This is a genomic window from Treponema bryantii (genome assembly GCF_900113965.1).
GTDB classification, from domain to species: domain Bacteria; phylum Spirochaetota; class Spirochaetia; order Treponematales; family Treponemataceae; genus Treponema_D; species Treponema_D bryantii_A.
Window position 1 is genome coordinate 267,002 of record NZ_FORI01000001.1, and the last position, 23,285, is coordinate 290,286.

The 23,285-nt window shown below is 41.9% G+C and carries 18 protein-coding genes; 5 read left to right on the top strand and 13 right to left on the bottom strand.

The genetic code is table 11. The features are described 5' to 3' along the window. The first annotated feature begins 56 nt into the window (after positions 1 to 56). Positions 57 to 1,190 (top strand): tocopherol cyclase family protein, encoded by a 1,134-nt coding sequence (locus tag BM161_RS14310; protein ID WP_074930252.1) that lies wholly within the window; start codon positions 57 to 59, stop codon positions 1,188 to 1,190. Here BM161_RS14310 and BM161_RS01195 read toward each other — a convergent pair. Then, on the bottom strand, positions 1,187 to 1,945 hold the full coding sequence (locus tag BM161_RS01195; protein ID WP_074929854.1) for a TatD family hydrolase: 759 nt from the start codon (positions 1,943 to 1,945) through the stop codon (positions 1,187 to 1,189). The genes BM161_RS14310 and BM161_RS01195 overlap by 4 nt on opposite strands. A gap of 140 nt (positions 1,946 to 2,085) precedes the next feature. Here BM161_RS01195 and BM161_RS01200 point away from each other — a divergent pair, with 140 nt between their 5' ends. Continuing rightward, positions 2,086 to 3,531 carry a GGDEF domain-containing protein gene (locus BM161_RS01200; protein ID WP_074929855.1) on the top strand — a complete coding sequence of 482 codons (1,446 nt, stop codon included), beginning with the start codon at positions 2,086 to 2,088 and terminating at the stop codon, positions 3,529 to 3,531. Between the two features lie 58 nt (positions 3,532 to 3,589). On the opposite strand, the gene BM161_RS01205 is transcribed toward BM161_RS01200, so the two are convergent. The 4 genes from BM161_RS01205 to iorA all read right to left on the bottom strand — a co-directional run bounded on the left by BM161_RS01205 (position 3,590) and on the right by iorA (position 7,884). Continuing rightward, positions 3,590 to 4,831 carry a phenylacetate--CoA ligase family protein gene (locus BM161_RS01205; RefSeq protein WP_074929856.1) on the bottom strand — a complete coding sequence of 414 codons (1,242 nt, stop codon included), beginning with the start codon at positions 4,829 to 4,831 and terminating at the stop codon, positions 3,590 to 3,592. A gap of 167 nt (positions 4,832 to 4,998) precedes the next feature. Next, positions 4,999 to 5,220, bottom strand: coding sequence for a hypothetical protein (locus tag BM161_RS01210; RefSeq protein ID WP_074929857.1), 222 nt, complete (start codon positions 5,218 to 5,220; stop codon positions 4,999 to 5,001). Positions 5,221 to 5,298: 78 nt separating this feature from the next. After that, on the bottom strand, positions 5,299 to 5,859 hold the full coding sequence (locus BM161_RS01215) for an indolepyruvate oxidoreductase subunit beta (RefSeq protein ID WP_074929858.1): 561 nt from the start codon (positions 5,857 to 5,859) through the stop codon (positions 5,299 to 5,301). Positions 5,860 to 5,967: 108 nt separating this feature from the next. Beyond that, positions 5,968 to 7,884 (bottom strand): indolepyruvate ferredoxin oxidoreductase subunit alpha, encoded by a 1,917-nt coding sequence (gene iorA / locus BM161_RS01220; RefSeq protein WP_074929859.1) that lies wholly within the window; start codon positions 7,882 to 7,884, stop codon positions 5,968 to 5,970. A 212-nt stretch (positions 7,885 to 8,096) separates the two neighbouring features. Between iorA and BM161_RS01225 the strand changes: the two genes are divergently transcribed. Beyond that, positions 8,097 to 11,318, top strand: a complete 3,222-nt coding sequence (locus BM161_RS01225) for a glycoside hydrolase family 2 TIM barrel-domain containing protein (protein WP_083425623.1) — start codon at positions 8,097 to 8,099, stop codon at positions 11,316 to 11,318. A 1-nt stretch (position 11,319) separates the two neighbouring features. Here the strand turns inward: BM161_RS01225 and BM161_RS01230 are convergent, their stop codons facing one another. Genes BM161_RS01230 through BM161_RS01245 form a run of 4 tightly spaced genes read right to left on the bottom strand, consistent with a single transcriptional unit; the run spans position 11,320 to position 18,171 of the window. Continuing rightward, the gene (locus BM161_RS01230) at positions 11,320 to 12,741 is read right to left on the bottom strand and encodes a TolC family protein (protein ID WP_074929860.1); all 1,422 of its coding nucleotides are present in this window, start codon (positions 12,739 to 12,741) and stop codon (positions 11,320 to 11,322) included. Positions 12,742 to 12,755: 14 nt separating this feature from the next. Next, positions 12,756 to 13,886, bottom strand: a complete 1,131-nt coding sequence (locus BM161_RS01235) for a hypothetical protein (protein ID WP_074929861.1) — start codon at positions 13,884 to 13,886, stop codon at positions 12,756 to 12,758. Next, entirely contained in the window at positions 13,883 to 17,071 is a 3,189-nt protein-coding gene (locus tag BM161_RS01240; RefSeq protein WP_074929862.1) for an efflux RND transporter permease subunit, read from the bottom strand. Before BM161_RS01240 ends, BM161_RS01235 begins: the two co-directional genes overlap by 4 nt. Next, a complete protein-coding gene (locus tag BM161_RS01245) occupies positions 17,068 to 18,171 on the bottom strand; it encodes an efflux RND transporter periplasmic adaptor subunit (RefSeq protein WP_074929863.1) in 1,104 nt (367 codons plus the stop codon). The genes BM161_RS01240 and BM161_RS01245 overlap by 4 nt, the downstream gene beginning before the upstream one ends. 84 nt (positions 18,172 to 18,255) lie before the next feature. Here BM161_RS01245 and BM161_RS01250 point away from each other — a divergent pair, with 84 nt between their 5' ends. After that, the gene (locus BM161_RS01250; RefSeq protein WP_083425625.1) at positions 18,256 to 18,837 is read left to right on the top strand and encodes a TetR family transcriptional regulator; all 582 of its coding nucleotides are present in this window, start codon (positions 18,256 to 18,258) and stop codon (positions 18,835 to 18,837) included. Positions 18,838 to 18,880: 43 nt separating this feature from the next. Here the strand turns inward: BM161_RS01250 and BM161_RS01255 are convergent, their stop codons facing one another. Genes BM161_RS01255 through BM161_RS01270 form a run of 4 tightly spaced genes read right to left on the bottom strand, consistent with a single transcriptional unit; the run spans position 18,881 to position 22,281 of the window. Next, positions 18,881 to 19,786, bottom strand: a complete 906-nt coding sequence (locus tag BM161_RS01255; RefSeq protein WP_074929865.1) for a glycosyl hydrolase family 17 protein — start codon at positions 19,784 to 19,786, stop codon at positions 18,881 to 18,883. Between the two features lie 46 nt (positions 19,787 to 19,832). Beyond that, on the bottom strand, positions 19,833 to 20,054 hold the full coding sequence (locus tag BM161_RS01260; protein WP_074929866.1) for a hypothetical protein: 222 nt from the start codon (positions 20,052 to 20,054) through the stop codon (positions 19,833 to 19,835). Continuing rightward, positions 20,051 to 21,439, bottom strand: a complete 1,389-nt coding sequence (locus tag BM161_RS01265; protein ID WP_074929867.1) for a Y-family DNA polymerase — start codon at positions 21,437 to 21,439, stop codon at positions 20,051 to 20,053. The genes BM161_RS01260 and BM161_RS01265 overlap by 4 nt, the downstream gene beginning before the upstream one ends. Continuing rightward, complete coding sequence (locus BM161_RS01270; protein WP_074929868.1) at positions 21,439 to 22,281, bottom strand: DUF72 domain-containing protein; 843 nt, start codon at positions 22,279 to 22,281, stop codon at positions 21,439 to 21,441. Before BM161_RS01270 ends, BM161_RS01265 begins: the two co-directional genes overlap by 1 nt. Before the next feature lie 104 nt (positions 22,282 to 22,385). Here BM161_RS01270 and BM161_RS01275 point away from each other — a divergent pair, with 104 nt between their 5' ends. After that, positions 22,386 to 23,273 carry a TatD family hydrolase gene (locus BM161_RS01275; protein WP_074929869.1) on the top strand — a complete coding sequence of 296 codons (888 nt, stop codon included), beginning with the start codon at positions 22,386 to 22,388 and terminating at the stop codon, positions 23,271 to 23,273. The last annotated feature ends 12 nt before the right edge of the window (positions 23,274 to 23,285 follow it).

A 23,285-nucleotide genomic window follows, 5' to 3' on the forward strand; every position in this document is an offset into this window, starting at 1 on the left:
TTTATATTGATACTACAAAATTGCTTTTTCTTCAATTTGATATTATCTTTAAAAATATGAACAAATCGGATTTGAAGAGAAATTACTGGATGTTAGATGGTCGTTTTGCCCGCAAAGGCTACGACTGGTGGTGGCACAATTTTACTGCTGTTAATGAGAAGACCGGCGAAGAGCGTGCGTTTTTTATTGAATACTTTACCTGTAACCCGGCATTGGGTGAGGCAGAGCCGGTATGTGGTCAGCTTACTGCAAACCAAGAAGCGGGCCGTCGTCCAAGTTACCTTATGGTAAAGTGTGGCTGGTGGGGTGAAGAAGCAACACAGCTTCACAGATTTATCGCACTTAGAAATGTAAGCATTGGTCATGATGCAAACGGTTATTTTGTAAAAGCCGAAGACTGTTCTGCATGTGAGAAACGCCTTACTGGAAATGTGGAAGTATCTCCTGAGGACGCAGCTGCTCATCCTGAATGGATGTGTAATTCCGGCTCAATGAGCTGGGATATTGCTGTAGATAAAAAGGTTGCCTTTAATGTAGGTTACGGTGCGGGTTCCCTCTTCCGAAAATTAAAAGCCTTTGAAATGTACTGGCATGCAGAAGGAATGAAGTCTCTGTATTCTGGAACAATCACTGCAAATGGCGAGAAGTATATTGTTACTAACGAACGTTCGTTCGGTTATGCAGACAAAAACTGGGGTGCAGATTTTACATCTCCATGGGTATGGCTTTCTTCGTGCGACCTCGTAAGTAAGAAGATAGGCAAACGCCTTGAAGATTCTGTTTTCGATATCGGTGGAGGTCGCCCAAAGGCCTTCGGTATAGCCCTCAACCGCAAACTCTTAAGCGACTTCTGGTACGAAGGAAAATCTTACGAATTCAACTTTTCAAAATTCTGGACTCTTTGCCGTACCAAGTTTGACTGCAAAGAAACTGAAGACAAAATCATCTGGTACGTTCGTCAGGAAACAACAAAGGCAATTATGGAAACTCAGGTGGAATGCGACAAATCAAAAATGCTTCTTGTAAATTATGAGTCTCCAGACGGAGTGAAACGTCACAACAGACTCTGGAACGGTGGAACCGGCTCAGGTACAGTAAAGCTCTGGAAAAAACACTGCTTCCATAAGCCAGAACTTCTCGATGAAATCGAAGCCGGCCATATCGGCTGCGAATGGGGCGAGTACTGTTAATTCAAAAGAATACGATTAAAATTATCTTCGATTAATTTTTCAATTGCCGGGCGGCTCATTCCGAGTATCCCGGCAATTTCATTATAAACCCGCTCAATCAGTCCAACATCATTTCTTGTTCCACCAAGCCATGGTTCAGAGTCAGGGTTGTCAGTTTCGACAAGCAGGAATTCGGGTGGTGTCATTTTCAAAAGTTTTAGTAAATGTTCAGACCTTATTGTTTCTACACCAAAAGTCTGCATATATCCTCGGTTTATAAACTCGCGGTAAATATTTTCCGGTCCATCGTACCAGTGAATTATTGGCCGTGCATTAGGGTAATCTTTAAGAATATCACACACCTTCTGTTCAGCATCTTTTGTATGAATTACGCACACCTTTCCGGTTTTATCACAATATTCCAAAATCCATCTGAAAACTTTTTCCTGATTTTCAGCAGAACATTTCGACCAGCAAAAATCCATGCCAATCTCTCCAATCAACGGGGAGCGCTCAAGGTATTCAGTAAAGCGGCTAGCAACGGCAGGGGCATCAAGAAGCGGTGCGTTTTCGTCAGCGGCATTTGGGTGAATTCCAAAAGTTGGAATTATGCGGGAACCGGTGTTTTCACGTGCATATTCTTCAATCTCACAATTTTTCAAAAAGCTTTTTTCATCTATCGATGCAGCGACTATAGTTCCGGAGAATTCGGCAAGTTGGCTTTGTAACTCATCGTCTTTGTAGAGATCTAAATGTGTGTGAAAATCAATCAGCATATCAAAACCTTTTTGAAATATTATGTGTTTTTTTGGATATCCTTTCAATCCTAATAATTTTCTTACAATTATAAAAATCTTTTATCTTGTTAATTATCTATGGTATAATTATAACACTTTGTTACGTATGGAGTTTATTGATGGCTAAGAAAGAAAAGAAATCAGTTACAAAACCAATGTGGAGAAGCATTACCATTGGTTGTGTTTTTTTTATTTTTCTGCTTTGTATTTGCATGGGGGTAACAAGCTGGCTTAATTATAGACAATCACTTTATCAGAGATACGAAGCATATATCACAGATATTTTGAAATATGTAGACCGCCATATTGATGATGATGATCTGGCTGAGTGTGTAAAAACTCTTGAGCGTTCTGAAAAATTTGATGAACTCGAAAAGTTTATGGATGGAATTAAAGAGGATTTTGATATTCACTATTTGTATATATTGACTCCGGTTCATAAAAATGGTGCCAGCCGAATTATGAGCATCATTTCTGCAGAAAGTTATTATGACCGTTATATCGATACAGAGGGTAATCTTTATCTGGGCTGGATTAGTGAAGATGAATATGATGAAGCTACTGTAGATAAACTTTTTACTTACATGTACAAAAAAGATATTGTCTTCTATGAAGAGTCTACAGACTGGGGAAGAGATTATACCGGTTCACTTACACTTTTCGATTCAAAAGATAATCCGTATGCCTTGCTTTGTGTTGATGTTGATATTACACAGATTGTACATCTTATTCGCAAACGAACTTTTGAATTATTCGGTCTGATTGTTTCACTTGGATTGATTTTTACTTTCCTGTTCCTTTTATGGATGCATCGTTCAGTAACAAAGCCTATAAGTCGTTTGGAAGAGTGCGTTACAAAGTTTGCCGCTAAGAGTCATGGAAAACGAAATATTCAGGAGCTTCAGTTTGAGCCTCCTACAATGAATACCAATAACGAAGTTTCAAGACTGGCAGATGCTGTAAATCAGATGACTATTGATATGCGTGACTACGTAGAAGGTATAATTCTTGCGGAGCGCAATGCTGAAATGATGAAACAGCACGCAACTGAGATGTCTGAGCTTGCTAATCAGGACTCTCTTACTGGAATCAGAAATAAAAATGCTTACGACAGAACTGTGCGCAAAATGCAGTACGAGCTTGAAATGGGACATCTTATCCATTTTGGAATTGCAATGATTGACTTAAACAATCTTAAAAAGATTAATGATAATTTTGGTCATGAAGAAGGAAATTACGCAATTAAAAAGCTTTGTGAAATTGTTTGTAATACCTTTGTGCATTCCCCGGTATTCAGAATTGGCGGTGATGAATTTGTTGTAATTCTCAAAGGTTCAGATTATGCAATTGTTTATTCTCTGATTGCCAATTTTAAGCATGAATTGTTTATGCTTGAGAAAAACGAAAATCTTAAGCAGTGGGAAAAAGTTTCTGCCGCAATTGGTTATGCTGAGTATGAAAGCATAAAAGATGCATCTGTTACAGATGTTTTCAAACGGGCTGACCAGAAGATGTATGAAGATAAAAAAGAAATGAAAGCGAAGATGGGGGAAGAGGTGAGATAGTTCTTTCTAAACAAGTTCAGAATGACGGAACTTTGTCATCCTGAACTTGTTTCAGGATCTACTCAAAGCGTTTATCTTCAATACGTTTAGTTTTCTTTTCACTTCTTGGTAATTCGCCGATTCCTACAATCTTAACTTCTGGAGTCATGTTGTACTTCTGCTTGAAGTTGTAAGTCATTGTGAGAGCTGCTTCTGTGCGGTCTGTACCACCTTCAACTTCAACAAAGATTGTCATCTTATCTTTTCCATCAACATGTTCGATAACTGCGCGGTATTCGCTTGAAGTTCCAGGAACACTGCGGATTACATCTTCGATTGTACTTGGGAAAATGATGTTTCCCTTAACTTTTACCATGTCGTCGCTGCGTCCCATGATTGGTGTGATTCTTGGGTACTTGCTGCCACACTTACATTCACCTGGGATAAAGGCTGCAAGGTCGTGTGTGCGGAAGCGGAACAGTGGAGCGCCTTCTTTTACAAAAGTTGTAAGAGTGATTTCTCCGAGTTCTCCCTCAGGAACAGGCTTACCAGTAATAGGATCGAGAATCTCAACGTAAACATAATCATCAAATACATGGATTCCTTCTTCGCCTGGACAGTTGATACCGATACCAGGTCCGTAACATTCAGTAAGACCGTAGATATCAAAAAGCTCAATGCCAAGAATATCCTTAATACGGTTGCGCATTTTTTCACCCCAGCGTTCAGAACCGATAATTCCTTTTGTAAGGTGGATTTTATCTTTAAGGCCGCGTGCTTCAACCTGCTCTGCAAGGAGGAGTGCATAAGAGGAAGTTGCACAGATTACTGTAGATTTAAGATCCTGCATCATCTGAAGCTGCTTTTCTGTATTACCAGGGCCCATAGGAATTGCCATAGCGCCAAGTCTTTCACAGCCAGCCTGGAAGCCGATACCTGCAGTCCAGAGACCATAACCAGGAGTAATATGGAGACGATCTTTCTTTGTGATGCCTGCCATTTCGTAACAGCGGGCAAACATAATAGCCCAGTCTTCAACGTCTTTCTTTGTATAAGGAATGATTACAGGAGATCCTGTTGTTCCACTTGAAGAGTGAATACGTACGATTTCCTCTTCTGGAACAGATGCGAGTCCGAGTGGGTATGCATCGCGAAGATCCTGCTTAGAGCAGAATGGTACGAGGTTTTCAAAATCTTCCTGAGTTTTAATATCTTCCGGATTTACATTTTTAAAACGCTCAGTATAAAAAGGATTTCCGCAAGCCTTAACGCGGCGAATCTGAGCGCGGATCTGTTCAAGTTGTGTTTCTGTAAGTTTCATATAAATCTCCTGTCCGGTGGTTGAGCCTGTCGAAACCACCATTGATACTATCGATAGTAACATAATAACACATCGTTATGTATCTGTCAATAGAAACATGAAAAGATTAATGAATTATCTTAGTGGGTTAAAAATAAAAGGTTGCCCAAATGGACAACCTTTTGAAATTAGTCTGAATTGTTCTTTCTGTTTTCGAACTCATTCAGGATATTATTTGTATTTTCGAATTCTTCTTCAGTAAGTTTCTTTCTACGAACTGCTTTTTCAAGGTTGCCCTCGATCTTTGTAACCAGCTTTGAATAATCTTCTGGCGAGCAGTTATCGTCCATATAAGATTTAATTGCTTTATCTACACTGTCTACAACAAGTTTTTCTTTCTTCGTTACCATCCGAAATCTCTCCTGTTTGTGGTTATTTTTTAATAATTTGTTATGTTAAATAAACAGTAAAGCAAATATACTTTTTAATCAATAGTCAATAGCCCTTACATTCAGTTCGTAGAATTCTGGTTTTACAAGAAGTTTCAACGCATCTTTAAGTTCTTCCTTTGAAATAAGACCAGACTTACTTGCAGCACCCAGAAGAACCATATTCACAACCTTACTGCTTCCGAGGTCTTTGCATGCCTGGTCAGTGTCTACAGCAATAACATTACCGGCAACTTTTTCAAGATATGAAATCATTTCATTTTCGTCGAATGTCTTACCGCTCAGACTGGCAGTAACCGGCTGCACAACCTTTTTGTTTACAATAACCGAGCCGCCCTTCTTAAGGAAAGCAATGTTACGAACGGCCTCAGCAGCTTCAAATGCAATCAGAACGTTGGCCTGGCCTTGGGGTACCAGAGGAGAATAAACATCCTCACCAATACGCACATGACTCACAACCGAACCACCGCGCTGTGCCATACCAATTGTCTCAGCAGAAAGCACGCGTTCGCCGTTCGAGATCGCAGCCTGAGAAAGTACCTTAGCGGCCAGAACAGTTCCCTGTCCTCCTACACCGCAAATAATTATATTCTTTGACATAATAATTCTCCTAAAACATCGTCATTGCGAGCGTAGCGAAGCAATCTATTAATTTGGATTGCTTCGTCGTTTCACTCCTCGCAATGACGTAGATTTTGAACCAGGTATCTATTCAATTGCTTTTACAGGACAAACCTGTGAACATAAACTACATCCTGTACATAGGCTCTTGTCTATTTCAACTAACTGCTTGCCCTTTGCGTTAGTTTTTGTACTTACGCTTAGTGCCGGGCAACCCAGTTCATTTATACACTTGCGGCAGCCGATACATTTTGTTGAGTCTACGGTCTGTGCGTGAGGTTTTTCCCAGCCAACCTTCTGTGCAATCGCGATACATGGTGCTTTAAAGATAATTGCGCTGACTCCAGGAGCCTCGCTTGCTTTCTGAACAGCTTCAACCGCTGCCTTCTGCTCGAACGGATTTACCTGAATAATTGGGGAAACTCCGATTCCTTCAAGAATCTTTTCAATGCTGATTTTTTCAACAATCTCGCCCATCATTGTCATACCTGTTCCAGGATGTGGCTGATGGCCTGTCATTGCTGTAGTTGAGTTATCAAGAATACAGATTGTTTGGTGACTCTGATTATAAACTGCATTTACAACGCCTGTGATTCCGCTTGCAAAGAAGGTTGAGTCTCCAATGAAGCTGAAGCAGTAGCGGTCCGGCTCGTTGTGGTAAAAGCCCTGTGCCATAGTGATGTCGGCGCCCATACAAAGACAAGTGTCTGTCATGTCGAGTGGCATAGCGTTACCAAGTGTGTAACAGCCGATGTCTCCACAGTAAACAGTTTTCTTGCCTTTCATGGCCTGCTTTACAGCATAGAAGGCACCGCGGTGTGGACAGCCTGCACAGAGAACTGGTGGGCGAACGGGGAGTGGCACAGGTGTTGAATTTTCTGTTTGCGATGAATTTGTCGCACCTGTGCCTGCAGTTTCACTGCGTGAAACTGCGTTACCTTTATCGTTTAATAGATTCTTAATGATTTCTGAAATTATCTCCACGCTGAGTTCTCCGGCTTCTGGAACTGTACCGTCAAGTTTTCCGCGAATTTGGCAATTTACTCGCGCGTATCCGGCGATTTTTATCAAATTTTCTTCAATAACAGGGTCTAATTCTTCAAAAACAACGATTTTCTCGTGAGACTTGAGGAATTCTTCTGCTAAAGGTTTTGGGAATGGATATGGGGTTCCAATCTTCAAAACAGGAATATCTTTAATGCCTAGAATGGAAAGTGCTTCCATGAGGTAGCAGTAAGAGATTCCGCCTGCAGCGAAGGCAAGGCCGTGTGCTGCGGTGGTTTCGACCCTTCGACCAGGCTCAGGGACCGCAGGCTCAACCACCGTATTCCATTTGCTTTCTGAGAACTCGGCCGGTAAGGTCTTTTCGTTTCGCTCAAAAATTCGCTTGTGATTGAGATACGAGGCGCGAGGGAAAATTACCCAGCGCTTTGAATCTTTTTCGAACTCGCCTGGCTTGCGGCATGGGCCGAGTTCCGGGAACTCCATACTTTCATAAGCGTGATCAACACGGGTGGTTGGACGCAGAAGAACTGGAGTATTATATTTTTCAGAAAGCTCAAAGGCTTCCTGAATCATTTCATAAGCTTCAAGAGGAGTAGAAGGGTCAAAACAAGGAAGCTTTGAGTACTGTGCAAAGTTACGTGTATCCTGCTCTGTCTGGCTTGAAATTGGACCCGGGTCATCGGCACTTACAATTACCATACCGCCTTTTACACCAACGTAGCTCAAACACATAACAGGGTCACTTGCAACGTTAAGACCAACCTGCTTCATAGTGATGAGGGTGCGGCTTCCTGCATAGCTTGCTCCGGCTGCAACTTCTGCGGCAGCTTTTTCGTTTACTGACCATTCAACGTAGGTTCCGGTTTTGCTCTTATACTTGGAAATAAATTCAATAATTTCGCTGGAAGGTGTGCCAGGATATCCGGCAACAAGATTTACTCCAGCCTTAAGGGCACCAAGCGCAATTGCCTGGTTTCCCATGATCATTTGTTTTGCCATACGTCAAAGTATAAAGGAATTTTATGTTTCTATCAATGATAACAGACCTTGCGGCTCGCTAGTCTCGCCGCTTGTGCCATTTTTTCGATAATCCTAAAACGGCCCGCTGTCGCAGCCCGTTTTTTAACGGATTTTCGATTGTAGGCATGTTTCTATCAATGATAACACTTCGCGGACTACTCAACCACCGGTGAAAGGTGTATACTGAAATTATGAATATCAATCAAATTGCAAAAAAGGGCTCGGCTAAGAGCTTTATGATTTATCATGAGAATCCGGATGTATTTCATGTAAATACTCTGGATAGTCACTGTTATTTTATTCCGTTTGGAAAGGAGAAGGGACAGAATCCTTTTGCCGGTCGCGAAAAGTCTAACCGCTTTGAGCTTATGAACGGTAAGTGGGGCTTCCGCTACTACGACAGTGTAATTGATCTTGAGGATGATTTTGCTGACGGAAAGATTGCCCATTCTGCTTTGAATAGCAAAAAGAAAATGTCTGTGCCTGCAAACTGGCAGCTGCACGGTTACGATAAACCTCAGTACACAAACTTTGATTATCCGATTCCGTATAATCCACCGTTTGTTCCGGATGAAAATCCTGTTGGAGTTTACTACCGTACTTACAATTATGTACCGGATAGTAATCAGCGCATCTTGTGTTTTGAAGGTGTGGATAGCTGCCTTTACCTTTATGTAAATGGTAAGTTCTGTGGATTCTCCGAAGTTTCTCACCACACAGCAGAGTTTGATATTACAGACTTCTTGACCGAAGGCGAGAACCTTATTACCGTTGCCGTTCTTAAATGGTGTTTTGGAACATATCTTGAAGATCAGGATAAGATCCGCCTTTCAGGAATTTTCAGAGATGTATATGTTCTGTCTCGTCCTAAAAAGAGAATAACAGATTATCGTATTAAGACAAATCTTAAAACTAACTATCGTTCGGCAGTTTTAGAACTCACAGCCTATGGTACAGATGCAAAAGTAACTTTGATTGCCCCAGATGGTACTAAGATTTTTGAAGGCGAAACAAAGAAAGGAAAAGCACTTGAGATTCCGGTAAACGAACCTGCTCTCTGGTCGGCAGAATCTCCTGTACTTTACCAGCTTCTTCTTGAGACAGACTCTGAACAGATTGGGGAAGAAGTTGGCTTTAGAAAAATCACAAGCGAAAAGGGTGTGCTTAAGATTAACGGACAGCCAATAAAGTTCCGCGGAGTAAACCGTCACGATAGCTATCCGGATACAGGTTATGTTTCTCCTATCGCTAAAATTGAAAAAGATCTTAAGCTGATGAAACAGCATAACATAAACGCAATCCGTACTTCGCATTATCCAAACTCACCTGAGTTCTACAAGCTCTGCGACCGCTACGGCTTTTACGTTATCTGCGAGGCCGACCTTGAAATGCACGGAAGTGTTGTTGTAAACAATACTCCTCACTGGGACTGGTCAGACTACTCAGGAATTGCGCTTGCTGCCAGCAACAAGCTATTCTACAAAGGCATTCTCGACCGCGAAAAACTCTGCGTTACTCGCGACATCAATCGTCCAAGTGTAGTTATCTGGTCTATGGGTAATGAGAGTGGAAATGGCAACAACTTTACCGAAGCTGCTAAATGGATTAAGGCTTACGACGATACACGTCTCCTTCATTATGAAAGTGTTCATAATCAGGGAGACACAAGCGATAAGATTTACGACCTCGTTTCCAGAATGTATCCAAGTGTTCAGGACTGGAAAAAGATGTCGGAAGATAAAAACGAAAAGCGTCCTTTTATTCTCTGCGAATACTGTCATGCAATGGGAAACGGTCCAGGAGACCTTGAAGATTATCACAAGGTATTCCATAGTTCGGAACGTTTCTGCGGCGGCTTTATATGGGAGTGGTGCGATCACAGTGTAGTTCTTGGTAAGACACGCCACGGCGAGGTAAAGTACGGCTATGGTGGAGATTGGGGCGAAAAACACAACGATGGAAACTTTTGTTGTGATGGACTTGTTTATCCGGATCGTCGTCCTCACACAGGACTGCTTGAAGCAAAACAGGTTTACCGCCCGGTTCGTGTTCAAAAACTTTCAAACGGCAAGAAGGCTTCTCCAGACAGCGCTACTTTTGAATTTACAAATCTTCTTGCTTTTACAGATGCTTCAACAGTTTTAGACTGCCGCTACGAACTTACAATAAATGGCGAGGTAGTAAAATCAAAAAAAATTGAACTGCCTTCATTGCTTGCACTTGGAAAAGCAAAACTTACTCTGACCGGCCTTCCAGTATATGAAGGAAAAGATTCATATATCAGATTTATCTTTACTGAAAAACAGAACCGTCCTTGGTGTGAAAAAGGCTATGAGGTTTGTTTTGATCAGGTGCAGCTTTCTGCCGAGCCAACTGCAGACAACGAAGCAGAAATTCTTCGCGAGGCTTCCTTTATGCCAGAGCTCCCAGGTCAAAAACCGTTCCTTCCAGGAAAACGCGATGCAAAGGGGGTTCAGGAAAATGCACGTGCAGAAATTGAAAAACTTATTAAGTTTGTGAGAGCTGCAGAAAAGCGTAATGATATCACAAGCGAGAACGGACTTCGCTACACAGTTACAAAGAAAGATATAACTTATTCCTTCAACCGCCGTACCGGAGTTATTGATTCAATTCTCGTTGGTAAAAGAGAGCTGCTCAAAAAACCGCTCGCCTTTAACTTTATGCGTGCCCCTTTGGACAATGACCCGATTAAGGGTGAATGGTTTGGCGCACATCTTCATGATTATGAAGTAAAGGTTTACAGTTCACGTCTTGAAGCTTCGGAAGATAAAAAATCTGTAAGTATTATTGTAGACCAGGGCTTTGTGTGGAGCATTCATCAGCCCTTCCTGTATGGAACTGTAACTTATACAATTAATAAAAACGGAGCACTCTCAGTAAGTTTTGATTTTACAGCAACCCGCAGAATCTTTATGCTGCCACGTATTGGTCTTCGCTTCTTCCTCGATAAGTCTTTCAGCAAGGTTGAATACTTTGGTTATGGTCCTACAGAAAGTTATATCGATAAGCATCAGGCTACCTGGCTTGGAAAGTTTAAGGCAAAGGTCAGCGACATGTATGAGCCATATATTCGCCCACAGGAGAACTCATCTCATTACGGCTGCCGATATGTAAAGCTTTCAAATAACAAACTAACGTTAATTTGTTCAGGAACAGACTACAAAACAGAAAATCAAAAATATATCAGCTTTAATGCTTCTCATTATACAGAAGAAGAACTCTGGACAAAGCGTCATAACTTTGAGCTTGAGGAAAGTGGTTATACAGTTTTCTGTGTGGATTACAAAATGGCGGGAGTTGGTTCAAATTCATGTGGACCAGCACTTGCTGAAAAATACCGTATTCAGCTGCCGGAGGTAAAGGGCAGACTGAATATAGTATTTGAACAGTGATTTATTGTCTAAGATATTCAATAGTAAGGCAGGCAGCGGCGCGAGCTAATGCCTGCTGTTCTTTTTCTATCTGAGCGTTACAGCGTTCAATTTTTGCAGAAAGAAGATCTGTTTCTGAACCGTAACCGGATTCATAAATCTGCTGCTTTTGAGCAATCTTAGCAGTAGCAGATTCAATCTTAAGTTCCTGATAATCAATCTTAAGTTTACAAACCTGAGCTGCATTCCACTGTGTATTCAAAGTTTTACTGATAGTTGAACCTGCATCAAGCTTGTTGATTTTTGCAGTTTCTTTATCACTTACTTTTCTGGAAACATCGCGAACTTTTTTACCGCCGTCCCAGACAGTGGCTTTAAGACCAATGGAGATATTTACAGAGTAATCATCCTTGCGTCGCCAGTTAGGTTCAAAAAGAGGAAAACGGGAACCAGAATATCCACTGCTCATTTGCAATGCAATATCTGGTTTCCAGTTTTCATAACCTCTCGAAATCTTTTCAGCAGTCTTGCTAACATCTTCCAGCTGGGTGAGCATTTTCATTGAAGACTGATTTACAGAAAGGACTTCTGCTTCAAGCTCCTGTGGATCTGTCTCCATAAGCTTGTCAAAGGAGGAAACAAGTTCTGGAACAAAATCATAATTTATATCTTTAAGCTCTAAAGCTTGAATACCTGTGATACGGCTCAGTTCAAGCAGCTGATCATTCATCTGCTCAAGAACATCCTGTTTTGCAATTTCAAGTTCCTTGGCCTGAATCTTTGCATCAACAACATCCTGATGAAGAAGCATTCCAACTTTTTCTGCGTTTTCGCTTACTTCAACCATACGGTCGGCATAAGCCTGCTCTTCATCAATAATTTCAAGAATTCTATTCAGATAATAAAGACTTAAAAGGCGGGTCTTTAATTCAGTTTCCAGCTGAACAGTCTGCTGAGAAATCTGAGTCTGTTTGATTTCTGAAATCTGTTTATAAAGTTTAATTGCGTTTGTAATTTTTCCCCAGGTGAAAACTGGCTGAGTCATTGTGAGTTCAAAATTGTACAGAGTGTTTTCCATACCATCAAAAACTTTAATTCGCTGTCCTGTGTTAGAAGGCTTTACTCCGTTCCAGTGAATAGAATTAATGATATCATCAACATTTATGTACATTGCTCCAACCGGAGGATTTACCATATAAGTGCCGCTTGCCTGAAGATCTACAGTAGGGCCAAGACTCCACCATGCATCCTTTAAGTCCAGAAGGCTGCGGCGGTATTCTTCCTGAAGTTTAAGAAGCTCCGGATGATTCAGCTCTGTTTGTGTTAGGAGAACATCGAGAGTGTAGGCAGGAGCTTCCTGTTCCTCTGAGGTCTCCTGCGCACTTAAGTTCAGGCAAAAGATTGAGAAAATCACAAATGTAAAAAAAATTCTTTTTACTTTCATTCGTGCATCCTGAATTAGAAGCTTACTGTGTATGAAGGAACATCACTTCGGAGAGTCAGATTCTTTGTAGAGCCGCTGCCAGAAAGCTGAACTTCTTGAGTTGAGTAGCGTTCTGTGTAGGTTGTATCTGTCCAGTAGTATCCGTTTCCAAGATTACTGAAGTTTCCGTGAGTCTGAGTTCCGCTGGTACCAATTGTCTGTGCATAAGTTGTTGTCTCACCGCAATCAATTGTGAAGTTACCGCTGGAATCTTTGGCGAGCATTCGTACAACGGCACCGTCTGCTGAACCGCAGGTTCCGCTCACAGTAGGGTAACTGATTCTTGTAGATTTTCCATAAAGCGAAATATTGTAAGACGAGTTACTGATAGTCTTATTAATAGAAGGATTATCAATAAATGCATAATTCTGCGCGTTGTTATCTGCATTTGCACAGGCTTTCCAGGTTATCTGGTCTGCACTCTGAGAATAAGAGATTTTTACCTGAGGGCTGATTTCAATTCCATTTTTCTTATCAGCTTCGTTTTTCCAGCGAGGGTAACTGATGTTGATTGTTCCGTTTCCGCTGATAGTCTGCTCGTAAACTTTTGCATCAGCTGTGAGAGTGTCTGTGCTCTGAGGAACAGAAACCTTTACCAGAACGTTGTGTGAAGTTAAGCCGGAAGTTGCAACATCATAAATACTGATATTGAGGGCAGTTGTTTTTCTGATAGAAGTGAGTTCTGCATAAACAGTATCACTTGTGCTGTCAGAAGTAATAACAGTTTCGTCTTTTGTCAGACCATAATTTTCATGATAGTACAAAAGATAGATGGTTGTGTAATCCGCATCTTTTCCGAAGTCCGGTTTATTTTCTTTCCAGACAATATTTGAAATGACAAAGCTTCCATCTGCATCTGTGGTAGTGTGACCATAGTAGGAATTTGAAGGAGAAAAAACAGTGCCTTCTCTCCATGAGCCGTAATCAGAATCTCTTATTTCGGAATCTGTGTAGGCATAAATATCAACGTTTGCAATTCCACGTTTTGGAGTAGATGTACTTTCGGCATCTACAATTAATCCGCCGGTTCCGCCGCTGAAAACTGAGTAGCAGCTTGTGAAGATAAGACTGATTGCAAGAATAAAAATAGAAGAAATCTTTTTCATTTGAAACTCCTTTTTTCAGATATGTAATAAATTACTGGAATCAAAATCAGGGTGATGAGGGTGGAAGTTAAAAGTCCGCCCGCAATTGCCTGACCCATTGAAGCATAAAGCTCCGAACCTTCGCCCTTAGCAACAGCCATTGGAATATCACCAAGCAGGGTAGTAAGGGTTGTGATTAAGATTGGTTTGATACGGCTTGCAGCTCCATCAAGAACAGAAGTCTTTAAGAGTTCATCTTCTGCTTCCTTATCAAGTTCAATATGCCATTCGCCGTCTTTGTCCTGAGTACCCTTTGTGCGGGCAAGAACCATGCGGCGCTGAGCATGAAGCTGATTAATATAATCAACAAGAATAATACCGTTATTAACAACCACACCGGCAAGAGAAATAAGACCGAGCAGTGACAAAAGATTTAAGGTTGAGCCGAACATCAAAAGTCCGCCGACAACTCCAATAAAACAGAACGGAATTGTTACCATAATCAAAAGCGGCTGACGGAACTTTTCAAACTGAATAACCATAACGGTGTAAACCAGGAAGACCGCAATCAAAAGTGCAGAAATCATAGGAGTAATCATGTCACCAATGAGGGCCATAATACCGCCGGCCTTAGAGTGAACTCCGTTTGGCAGTGGGTTTTCTACAATAAACTGATTCACGCGCTGCGAAACTCCACTGGTATCTTCACCAACAAGAGAAGCAGTAACCGTGATTTTCTTTGCACGGTTGGAATGGTTAATCTGCGAAATAGATTTTTCAACACGAATATCAGAAAGGTTTGCAAATGAAACATCCTGACCATTTTGAGTTACAATATGAAGGTTTGAAATATCATCTGCAGTAATATTTTTGTCTGTGATGTTTGAAGTAATCTTCATATCATAGCGGCGACCACTTTCAAGCTCTTTAAAGCGACCGCAGTCTACACCCTGGAAAAGAATTGCAGAAGTGATTCCCGCTTCATAACTTGTGATTCCAAGAGAGCTCAGATATTCCTGGCTCATATCGATAATCATAGAGGTTGTATCAAAATCAGTGTCGAGCTTTGCAGTTACAACTTCCGGGTCAGTTTCCAGGAAGTCTTTGATTTTGCTTGCTGTTTCATAGAGAGTATTAATGTCTTCGGAAATCAAAGTGATTCCGTAACCACCACCATCAGAAACATAACCAACGAGCTTATCAAAACCACCGTTCTGAACAGAGACCTTAGAGTCAGGAAGAACTGCTGCCCAAATCTCCTGAATCTGCAACATGATATCATGTACATCGCGTTTACGTTCAGAAACAGGAACTAAGATAACGTGAGTATACGCGTAGTGCGGAGTTGAAACAGAAGAGAAGTTTGAAGAGTCGCCCTGGCCTTCGTATATAACAACGTTGTCAATTTCAGGCACATACTGGTAAAGAAGGTCCTGTGCAACCTGCATTTTTTCGTGAGTCTGCTCTTTTTCGGTTCCCATTGGGAATTCTACAGAAATGTAAAAATCGCCTGAGTCTGTTGAGGGAATGAAGGAAATTCCCAATCTGAGGGCTATAAAACCCGAAAAAACGAGCAAAAACAAGGCTACAAGCACGACAAAACCGCGATTTTTTAAAGATAGCGCAAGTACCTTTCTGTAGCCTCTTTCCACTTTTGACATTAACTGATCGAAGCGGCGCGGCTTTCCGCGAACCTTTGGGCCGTTTTCTGAAAGGAAAAGTTTGAGCAGATAAGGCACAATTACAACGGCAACAAGGAAAGAAGAGAAAATTGCAAGGATGATTGTTACGGCAACTGCGTGGAGAACACTTCCTACGAGTCCGCCAAGCATAGCAATTGGCACGAATACTACAATTGTAGTTGCGGCACTGGCGAGGATAGAAGCTGAAACTTCGTCCCAGCCCTTGTAGATGCTCTGGGTAACTGTATATTCCATTTCGCCGGTTTCCTGGTCGCGGCGCTTGTAGTAGCGGTAAATCTGGTCGAGCATAACCGTGGAGCCGTCTACAACCATACCAAGGGAAATTACAAGACCCGAAAGAGTCATAAGGTTAAGGGAGATGTCCAGAATGCGTAAGCCAATCAGACTGAATAAAATACAAAGCGGAATAGAAAGGCTGATTGTAAGAGTTGCACGCCAGTCTGCCATAAAAAGCAGAATTACAAGAACGGCAAAAATTACGCCGAGAATACCACTCTGAATAACGGCTTTAAGAGAGGCATTAACCTGGCGGCTGTCGTCGCTGATGATGTGGAACTGAACAGCACCGTTTGTATTTTTCTCACATTCGGCAATTGCTTTCTTAACTTTTTTGATGATTGTTGTAGTGTCACCGTCCAGACGCTTAGTTACGTTAACGATTGTAAGTGGAACGCGGCCGTCTGAAACAGAAACGTTTTGTTCCGGGTAAGAAAGACTAACGTCTGCAACGTCGCTAAGGCGGATAATTGTAGAACCGTCGCCAACTCCAACAGGAAGATTTTTGATGTCTTCGAGGGAATTAAAGCCACCGGCGTAGCGCACTTGAATTGCGCGTTCCTGGTAGCTTGCGTTACCAAGCGGCAGGTTTACGTTTCCGTAATTCAAAACCTGGTATACAGTAGAAACAGAAATTCCTTTTGAGGTGAGGGAGTCTACGTCGAGTTTAATATTAACAGCGAGCTCTTTTCCGCCTTCAATTGAAACCTGAGATACTCCGTCAATCTGAGTGAGAAGAGGGGTGAGTTCATCCTGAAGATACTGGGTAAGGCGTGCAGTGTCCTGGCCGGAACTTGCAGAAAAGCTGATGATTGGAACCATGGACATACCACCGACCAGGGCTCTTGGCTCGCCGGAAATTCCGTCCGGGAGTTTTTCAACAAGTTCGGAAATGCGGTTACGGAGCTCGGTGAGCTGATCGTATGGATCGTAGCCATCAGCATAAGTAATCAAAATCCAGCTGAGGGAATTAGAAGAGGTAGAGTCGATTGCCTTAAAGTGAGGAAGAGTTACAAAGGAATCTTCCAGAACTTTTGTGATATCGCTTTCAACATCTTCGGCACTGGCACCAGGGTATACGGTGTATACAATTGCCTGCGGCATGGAAATGTCTTCCATGAACTCTGTGCGCATTCCACTCAGCGAAAAAAAGCCGAATGCAATGAGCACAATGAGGAGCATGGTGATGATGACAGGGTGCTTTACCGAAAATTCAGAAACTTTCATTTTTTAGCCTCGCGCAAAGCATCTTCAAAAATACGAACCTTTTGACCATCAAATACGAAATTCTGGCCATCCATTACAATATAAGAATTGCGGTATTCTTCCGGAACAATAAAGTTAGTGCCATCAAGAGGAAAGTCCTGACCTTCTACAAACTTTACAGTGGAAGTTTCTTCATCATAAACATAAAAAGAACCGTCCATTTTGCGTGCCTTAAGGCTGATAACAGGAACATTTTCGTAAGTCTTATAGGCAACCTGAACTTTTACAAACATACCAGGACGGAAGCGGTCTCCCGGCTCATCAAGATGACAAACTACAACAAAGTTTTTGCTCTGAGGAGAAATGTAAGGAGCAATATTTTCGATAGTTGCTGTAGTTACGGCATCTTCATACATATCTTTTTCTGCAGGGCGGGTAACCTTTACAGAAAGGTTTTCGCGTTCAAGAGTAAAAAGATCAAAATATTTTTCCGGAACCTTAAGGCGAACAACCTGATTAGACAAATCTGCAAGAACGGCAATTGGCTGACTCTGGTTTCCAATTCCACCCACGGCCTGGTCTGCAATGAGGATAGTGCCGTCTACAGGGGCGCGGACTTCGGTATAATCAACCTGAAGCTTTGCAAGGTCGTACTGTGCTTTAGAAGCATCTGCCTGGGCCTTAGCCGAATCATAATTCTGCTGAGTAGTTGCTCCAGATTTATAAAGATTTTCCAGCCTGTCAAAGGTGCTTTTTGCGGCAAAATAAGCAGCCTGAGCCTGAAGCATCTGCTGACGGAAAGGCGCGTCATCAATCTTTGCAAGAAGGGTATCTTTTTCTACAAAATCTCCGGCGCGGGCAGGGTATTCTGTAATTGTTCCGGAAACAAAAGGAACAACGGGAATCATTGCATTTGCTTCTACGTAGCCGGAAATAGTAACCGACTCTACAAGCGTGCCGTTCTGCGGTTTTTCAAGAATAACGGCAGGCAGAGAATCTTCTTTTTCTGCAACAGGCTTTTTGCGGGTTACTAAAATAGTTAATAAAACGAAAATAACCGCAACTGTGGCAAAAATTGCGTAACGTAAGAGTTTGCTATTGTGAAATATTTTGTTAGACATACTAAACATATTGTGGAATTTAATAAAATTTAGTTGTAACGACAATAGACAAATTTTGCTGAATGTCTAATAATATTTAGTTATATGAGTGAGAATACTTCAGAAACCAAAATCATGATGGCAAATGCCCTTAAGGAATTAATTAAGGATCGCCCGTTCTCAAAAATTACTGTTCAGGATATTGTGACTGCCTGCAATATTAACCGTAATACTTTTTATTATCATTTTGAAAGCAACTATGATCTGCTGTATTTTGCTTATTCGCAGGAAGTTCAAAAGGTTGCCGATTCATTCCATCAGGCAAATGCAACTGTTCCGCAGATAATGGAATTTGTTCTTGATTATATTGATCAGAATATTCCGTTGTGCCAGTGCGCCTACGAGTCTTTGGGCGAAACTCAACTGAAAACAATTTTTGAAAAAGATATTTTTGATTATATTCGTGCCACTATTGAATATTTTGCAAAACAAAACAACGTAAAGTTTTCAGAAGATTTTAAGACCTACATTGGTTTCAGCTACACTCAGCTTTTAAGCGGCCAGATTATCTGGTACATAAAACATACCGGCGAAATGGATAAAGAAATCTTTAAGCAGTATTTTCAGACCTTCTTCACTGCCACACTCAAATCTGTGATGGATGAAGCGGTTTCTAAAGGTTTTTAGGCAAAAAAGAACCCTGCGTGTGAATGAGTACGCAGGGTTTTGTTTATTTAAGGTCTACCAGTTTTGGTTTTCTGTCTACGTCAAAGATGCCCCAGTGTTTTTCGGCCTCTCGTGGGTTGTCGCCGCCTTTCCATGGTTCGTCAAAGGCTTCGAACATGTAAGAAATGATTTTTTCACTGTCGGCCCAGGCCCAGAAATCCTTGTAATACTTTTTCTGATTTTCTTCATTTGGCTGACCTTCCTTCATCTGTGAAAAATCAACTGCATCTGTAGCCCATCCAATCTCAGAGAAAATAACCGGCTTATCAGGATAAATCTCTTTGATTTTTTTGTACCATTCTTTGTTTATATCCAGAGCTTCTTCAACTGTGTTTCCATACCAGAGCGGGTAAGAATGCACACAGATAATATCCAGATGTTTTGCAAGCTCTGTGAGGACCGGCCATTCAAAGGCACCTTCGTTGAAGGTTACCGGCTGCTTACAGTTTGCCTTAAGACGGTCTGCAAAAGATATAAGGCGTTCTACCGGAACGTTGTTTGCACCCCAGCTTGGTGTGTTTTCGTTTCCGATTGAAACTGCATTGATAATATCATCAAATTCATTTGCAATTTTGATGAGGTCTTCAATTCTTGTGTCGTTCCACTTTGCGCGTTCGGCAAGTTCTGCATCAGAATAATTTGTCTTGAGCCACGGACAGCCCGGGTTATTTACTTCTGACTGAATGCCAGGGCCCAGCATCAGCTTTAAATCAAAACCCTTATCGCGGATAACCTGACAAGTGGTTCGTGCGTACTCCACAGGATCATACATGCGGATATACTTGAATCCCAAATCAACAAGAATCTGTAAATCTTCTACAACCTGCTCATAAGTAGGGTAAGTGCAATTTACAGGCGACTGATTTCTTCTGTAACCAGAATAACAAATAGCTTTTCCATATTCGAACATAGTTGTAAGTGTACCATAAATCAGTATGAATTAAAAAAATATTTTGTTATAGGTCTGGGTCTTGGATTGTCTGGGGTTGGCCGGCCTGGTTTTCTCCGGTGATTTCTGCAATTTCTGTCTGCAGTGTTTTTTCCAGGGCTTCATCAAAACCGGTGAGGGCGGCAAACGGCAAAAAGATTTTTGCGCGCTGAGAAAGCGGCATGCGGTTTTGCAGGGAGTCGTGATTCCAGTTGTAATTCAGGATGTCATCATAGTTGCGTTCTGTCATGCTTTGTGACCTCCTATCTGGGCGTTGCGGTCGCGGGTTGTGGCGCCTTCTTCAAGGTTTGTTCCTTTGAGAATTGCGTTCTTGCCAAACTTCCTGATTATCTCAAGGCGGGCTTTTTGCAGGTTGTCTTCCTTCTGCTGATTCATTCCGCCTTCTTTTGCATCAACTTCATCAAAAAGTCCTGGCTGGCGTTCGCTTGCGGGCTTTGTATTGTTAGCGGTTATGTTGACTCTGCGGTAAAGCCAGGCTGGGTTTGCAACCTTCTCAAAAATCGAAATAAAACCGTCTACAATGAGTTTTGAGGAATTGGTTTCTGAGCCAAAGCTAAAACTTCCATGGGCGGGTTTTGGCATTTCACGGCCGTAATAGTCGCGCACAACTTCGCCGTCAAAGCCCGGAACATAAAGGCTTTTTATATCATAACCAATATGCAGCGTGATAGAATCTGTAACAAGATTTTTCTTAAAAAGATCCAGCGCAAGAAGTTCTGCCATTTCGCGCACTATGATTTTTGCTTTTTCATAAGTGTACGGCTCGTGAAGCACCTGACCACTTCCAAGGCTTTTTGCTTCTGACTTGTAGTTTTTGATGTCTTTCATGCCAACGGGTTCAATGCCCCAGGCGTGGTCTATGAGAATCTCGGCATCAATTCCAAACTCTTTGTAAAGAAGCTCGGGGTTTTCGAGGGAGGTGCGGGCTATGTCACCCATTGTACGGATAAAGTATTTGTTGAGCCGGCGGGCGGTTGCTTTACCCACACGCCAGAAATCTGTTAATGGCTGATGGCTCCACAGCTGGCGGCGATATTCTGCAACATCAAGCTCTGCAATACGAACTCCATCTTCATCTGCGGGAATATGCTTTGCCACAATATCCATGGCGGCCTTGCAAAGAAAAAGATTCGGCGCGATACCAGCGGTTGCTGTGATTCCTGTTTCTTTTAGAACATCACGAATTACTTTTACGGCAAGGTCGTGGGCGTTCATCTTATAAAAAGAAAGATAACTGGTGGCATCGATAAAAACTTCATCTATTGAATAAACGTGAATATCTTCCGGGGCAAAATAGCGTAGGTAAACATTGTAGATACGTGTGGAATACTGAATGTAAAGCGCCATGCGGGGAACGGCAACAATGTAGTCCAGGTCTTTGCCGGTCTGCCTTTTGATTTCGCGGGCCTTTGCTTCTACTTCGAAAAGGCGGGAGCGGCCGCTGAGCCCGTAAGCTTTGAGGGCTGGAGTTACTGCGAGGCAGATAGTTTTACTTGTGCGGCTTTTGTCTGCAACAACGAGCTTTGTGGTGAGCGGGTCTAAAAGCCGTTCGCGACATTCAACAGAGGCATAAAAAGATTTTAAGTCGATTGCGATGTAAGTTCGTTCTGCCATCAGTTTATATTATTCATTTGTATCATCTCTTTCAATTGACGGGCGTTTTCGGCACCGTTTCCTTTGGGATGATTATTAAAGAAGATTTGTGTTTTTCGTCCTTCGTTTACGGCAGCTTGGATTACAGGCAGAAACTTCTCGAGTTCTTCTGTGGAATATTTGTAATCGTAGCGGGCGCTGCCGTTTTGCTGTGGGGCGGAATCCGCGAGGTTTGCGGTGTTGGGTGTGGATGCTGCGTACCACGCATCTGCGTTGCGGCCGTGAAATCTGATGTAGGCGTTAGGACCGAGGAATACGGTGGACTCTACCTGCGCCGCCGGCAAATATTTAAGCTCCGGCATATCACAAAATGCCAGCGAAACCTTTCTCTCCATCAATCCTGCAAAAACCGATTCTCGAATCCATTCTTTGTGGCGGAATTCAATAATGACTGGAAAGCCGATAAACGCTTCAATCAGTTTTGCAAGGTAGATTCTGTTATCATTTGTATAATGAAAGCTCTGCGGAAACTGAAACAGTACGGCACAAAGTTTATCTTTTTCAAAAATCGGATGGAGCGCCTGCTTAAAATCATCTGCAGCATTTTTCCATAGGGGAGTAATTTCGTGGGTCAACAGGCGATTGGCCTTGATGCTGAAGTTGAGTTTGCCATCACTTCTTTCATAAAACGAAAAAAGTCTTTCGGCAGTTGGCATGTTGTAAAAGGGATTGTTCAGCTCAACGGCATTAAACTGAGTTGCGTAATAAGAGAGAAAATCTGCGCGTTTTACTTCCGGCGGATAAAAAACACCCTTCCATTCGGGATAATCATAACCGCTTGTGCCAATCAGAATATTTGACATATTGATATTATAGCATACAAGCCGATAATAAATATACGCATGATAATTTTAGGCATGATTTGCCCACTTGTTTAATGCGTGATATAGTTTAGAAGAGTGGTTTTATGTATTCAGATTCACTGATGAATTTTTTTCAAATTACGGAAGAGCTCGGCCTGCAGCAGGGTGCAGATAGTCTGATGGAAATGGAACAGAATGGTGTTTCCTTTGCATTGGACAGTGGTGTTCATATTGATGATATCTGGACTCGTGCTGAGCGTGTGGAAGAATGTCTTGATTTAATTGATGATGAAGATCAGAAAAGACATATCAAAAATATGATTTATTTTAGCGCTGGTGTAATGCCAGATCTGGATTCTGTTGATAACCGCTTTGAAATCATAGAAAATCTTGAAAATGTGATTAATGATTTTAAGGTAAACGGCGGACTTTTTGCGAGTCACCTTGTTGGAATTGGGCCGGGCGGAATTGACCACGATTGGGATTCTGTGGAGTACAAGGGCCGCGACCACGAGTATTTTGATTACGACACGGTTAGTGATGAAAAGGATTTGTTTGCCCTTCAGCTTACTCTGGCAAAAAAACTGAACATGCCTTTTGTTCTTCACAGCCGAAAAGGTTTTAAAGAAACTTCTGATGTTTTAAAAGCCGTGAAGTGGAATAAGGGTGTGATTCACGGATTTTCCTACAGTCAGTCTGAACTGGAGTTCTTCCTGGATTTAGGATGGTACGTAAGCTTTAGCGGCACCGTTACCTATGCCGGAAAAAAATCTTTCAGCGATATGTCCGAGCTTGTGAACTACGTGCCAAAGGACCGCCTCTTGATTGAAACAGACTGTCCGTTCTATCCGCCGGTTCCTGTAAAAAATGATTCGAATATTCCTCAGAACATCAAATATGTTTATGAGTACATAGCTTCAAAGAGAAACATCACAAGCCGCAAACTCAGCGAAATTGTTGAAACAAATTTCCAGAGGTTGTTTGGGATTTAAGCAGCTGACAAT

Bases quoted from the DNA above. Each gene is read 5' to 3' on its own strand.
- BM161_RS01275 (WP_074929869.1), top strand. From the start codon at position 22,386: ATGTATTCAGATTCACTGATGAATTTTTTTCAAATTACGGAAGAGCTC.
- BM161_RS01205 (WP_074929856.1), bottom strand. From the start codon at position 4,831: ATGAAACTTACAGAAACACAACTTGAACAGATCCGCGCTCAGATTCGC.
- BM161_RS01240 (WP_074929862.1), bottom strand. From the start codon at position 17,071: ATGAAAGTTTCTGAATTTTCGGTAAAGCACCCTGTCATCATCACCATG.
- BM161_RS01265 (WP_074929867.1), bottom strand. From the start codon at position 21,439: ATGGCAGAACGAACTTACATCGCAATCGACTTAAAATCTTTTTATGCC.
- BM161_RS01210 (WP_074929857.1), bottom strand. From the start codon at position 5,220: ATGGTAACGAAGAAAGAAAAACTTGTTGTAGACAGTGTAGATAAAGCA.
- BM161_RS01235 (WP_074929861.1), bottom strand. From the start codon at position 13,886: ATGAAAAAGATTTCTTCTATTTTTATTCTTGCAATCAGTCTTATCTTC.
- BM161_RS01225 (WP_083425623.1), top strand. From the start codon at position 8,097: ATGAATATCAATCAAATTGCAAAAAAGGGCTCGGCTAAGAGCTTTATG.
- BM161_RS01230 (WP_074929860.1), bottom strand. From the start codon at position 12,741: ATGAAAGTAAAAAGAATTTTTTTTACATTTGTGATTTTCTCAATCTTT.
- BM161_RS01245 (WP_074929863.1), bottom strand. From the start codon at position 18,171: ATGTCTAACAAAATATTTCACAATAGCAAACTCTTACGTTACGCAATT.
- BM161_RS01250 (WP_083425625.1), top strand. From the start codon at position 18,256: ATGAGTGAGAATACTTCAGAAACCAAAATCATGATGGCAAATGCCCTT.
- iorA (WP_074929859.1), bottom strand. From the start codon at position 7,884: ATGGCAAAACAAATGATCATGGGAAACCAGGCAATTGCGCTTGGTGCC.
- BM161_RS01255 (WP_074929865.1), bottom strand. From the start codon at position 19,786: ATGTTCGAATATGGAAAAGCTATTTGTTATTCTGGTTACAGAAGAAAT.
- BM161_RS01195 (WP_074929854.1), bottom strand. From the start codon at position 1,945: ATGCTGATTGATTTTCACACACATTTAGATCTCTACAAAGACGATGAG.
- BM161_RS14310 (WP_074930252.1), top strand. From the start codon at position 57: ATGAACAAATCGGATTTGAAGAGAAATTACTGGATGTTAGATGGTCGT.
- BM161_RS01260 (WP_074929866.1), bottom strand. From the start codon at position 20,054: ATGACAGAACGCAACTATGATGACATCCTGAATTACAACTGGAATCAC.
- BM161_RS01200 (WP_074929855.1), top strand. From the start codon at position 2,086: ATGGCTAAGAAAGAAAAGAAATCAGTTACAAAACCAATGTGGAGAAGC.
- BM161_RS01215 (WP_074929858.1), bottom strand. From the start codon at position 5,859: ATGTCAAAGAATATAATTATTTGCGGTGTAGGAGGACAGGGAACTGTT.
- BM161_RS01270 (WP_074929868.1), bottom strand. From the start codon at position 22,281: ATGTCAAATATTCTGATTGGCACAAGCGGTTATGATTATCCCGAATGG.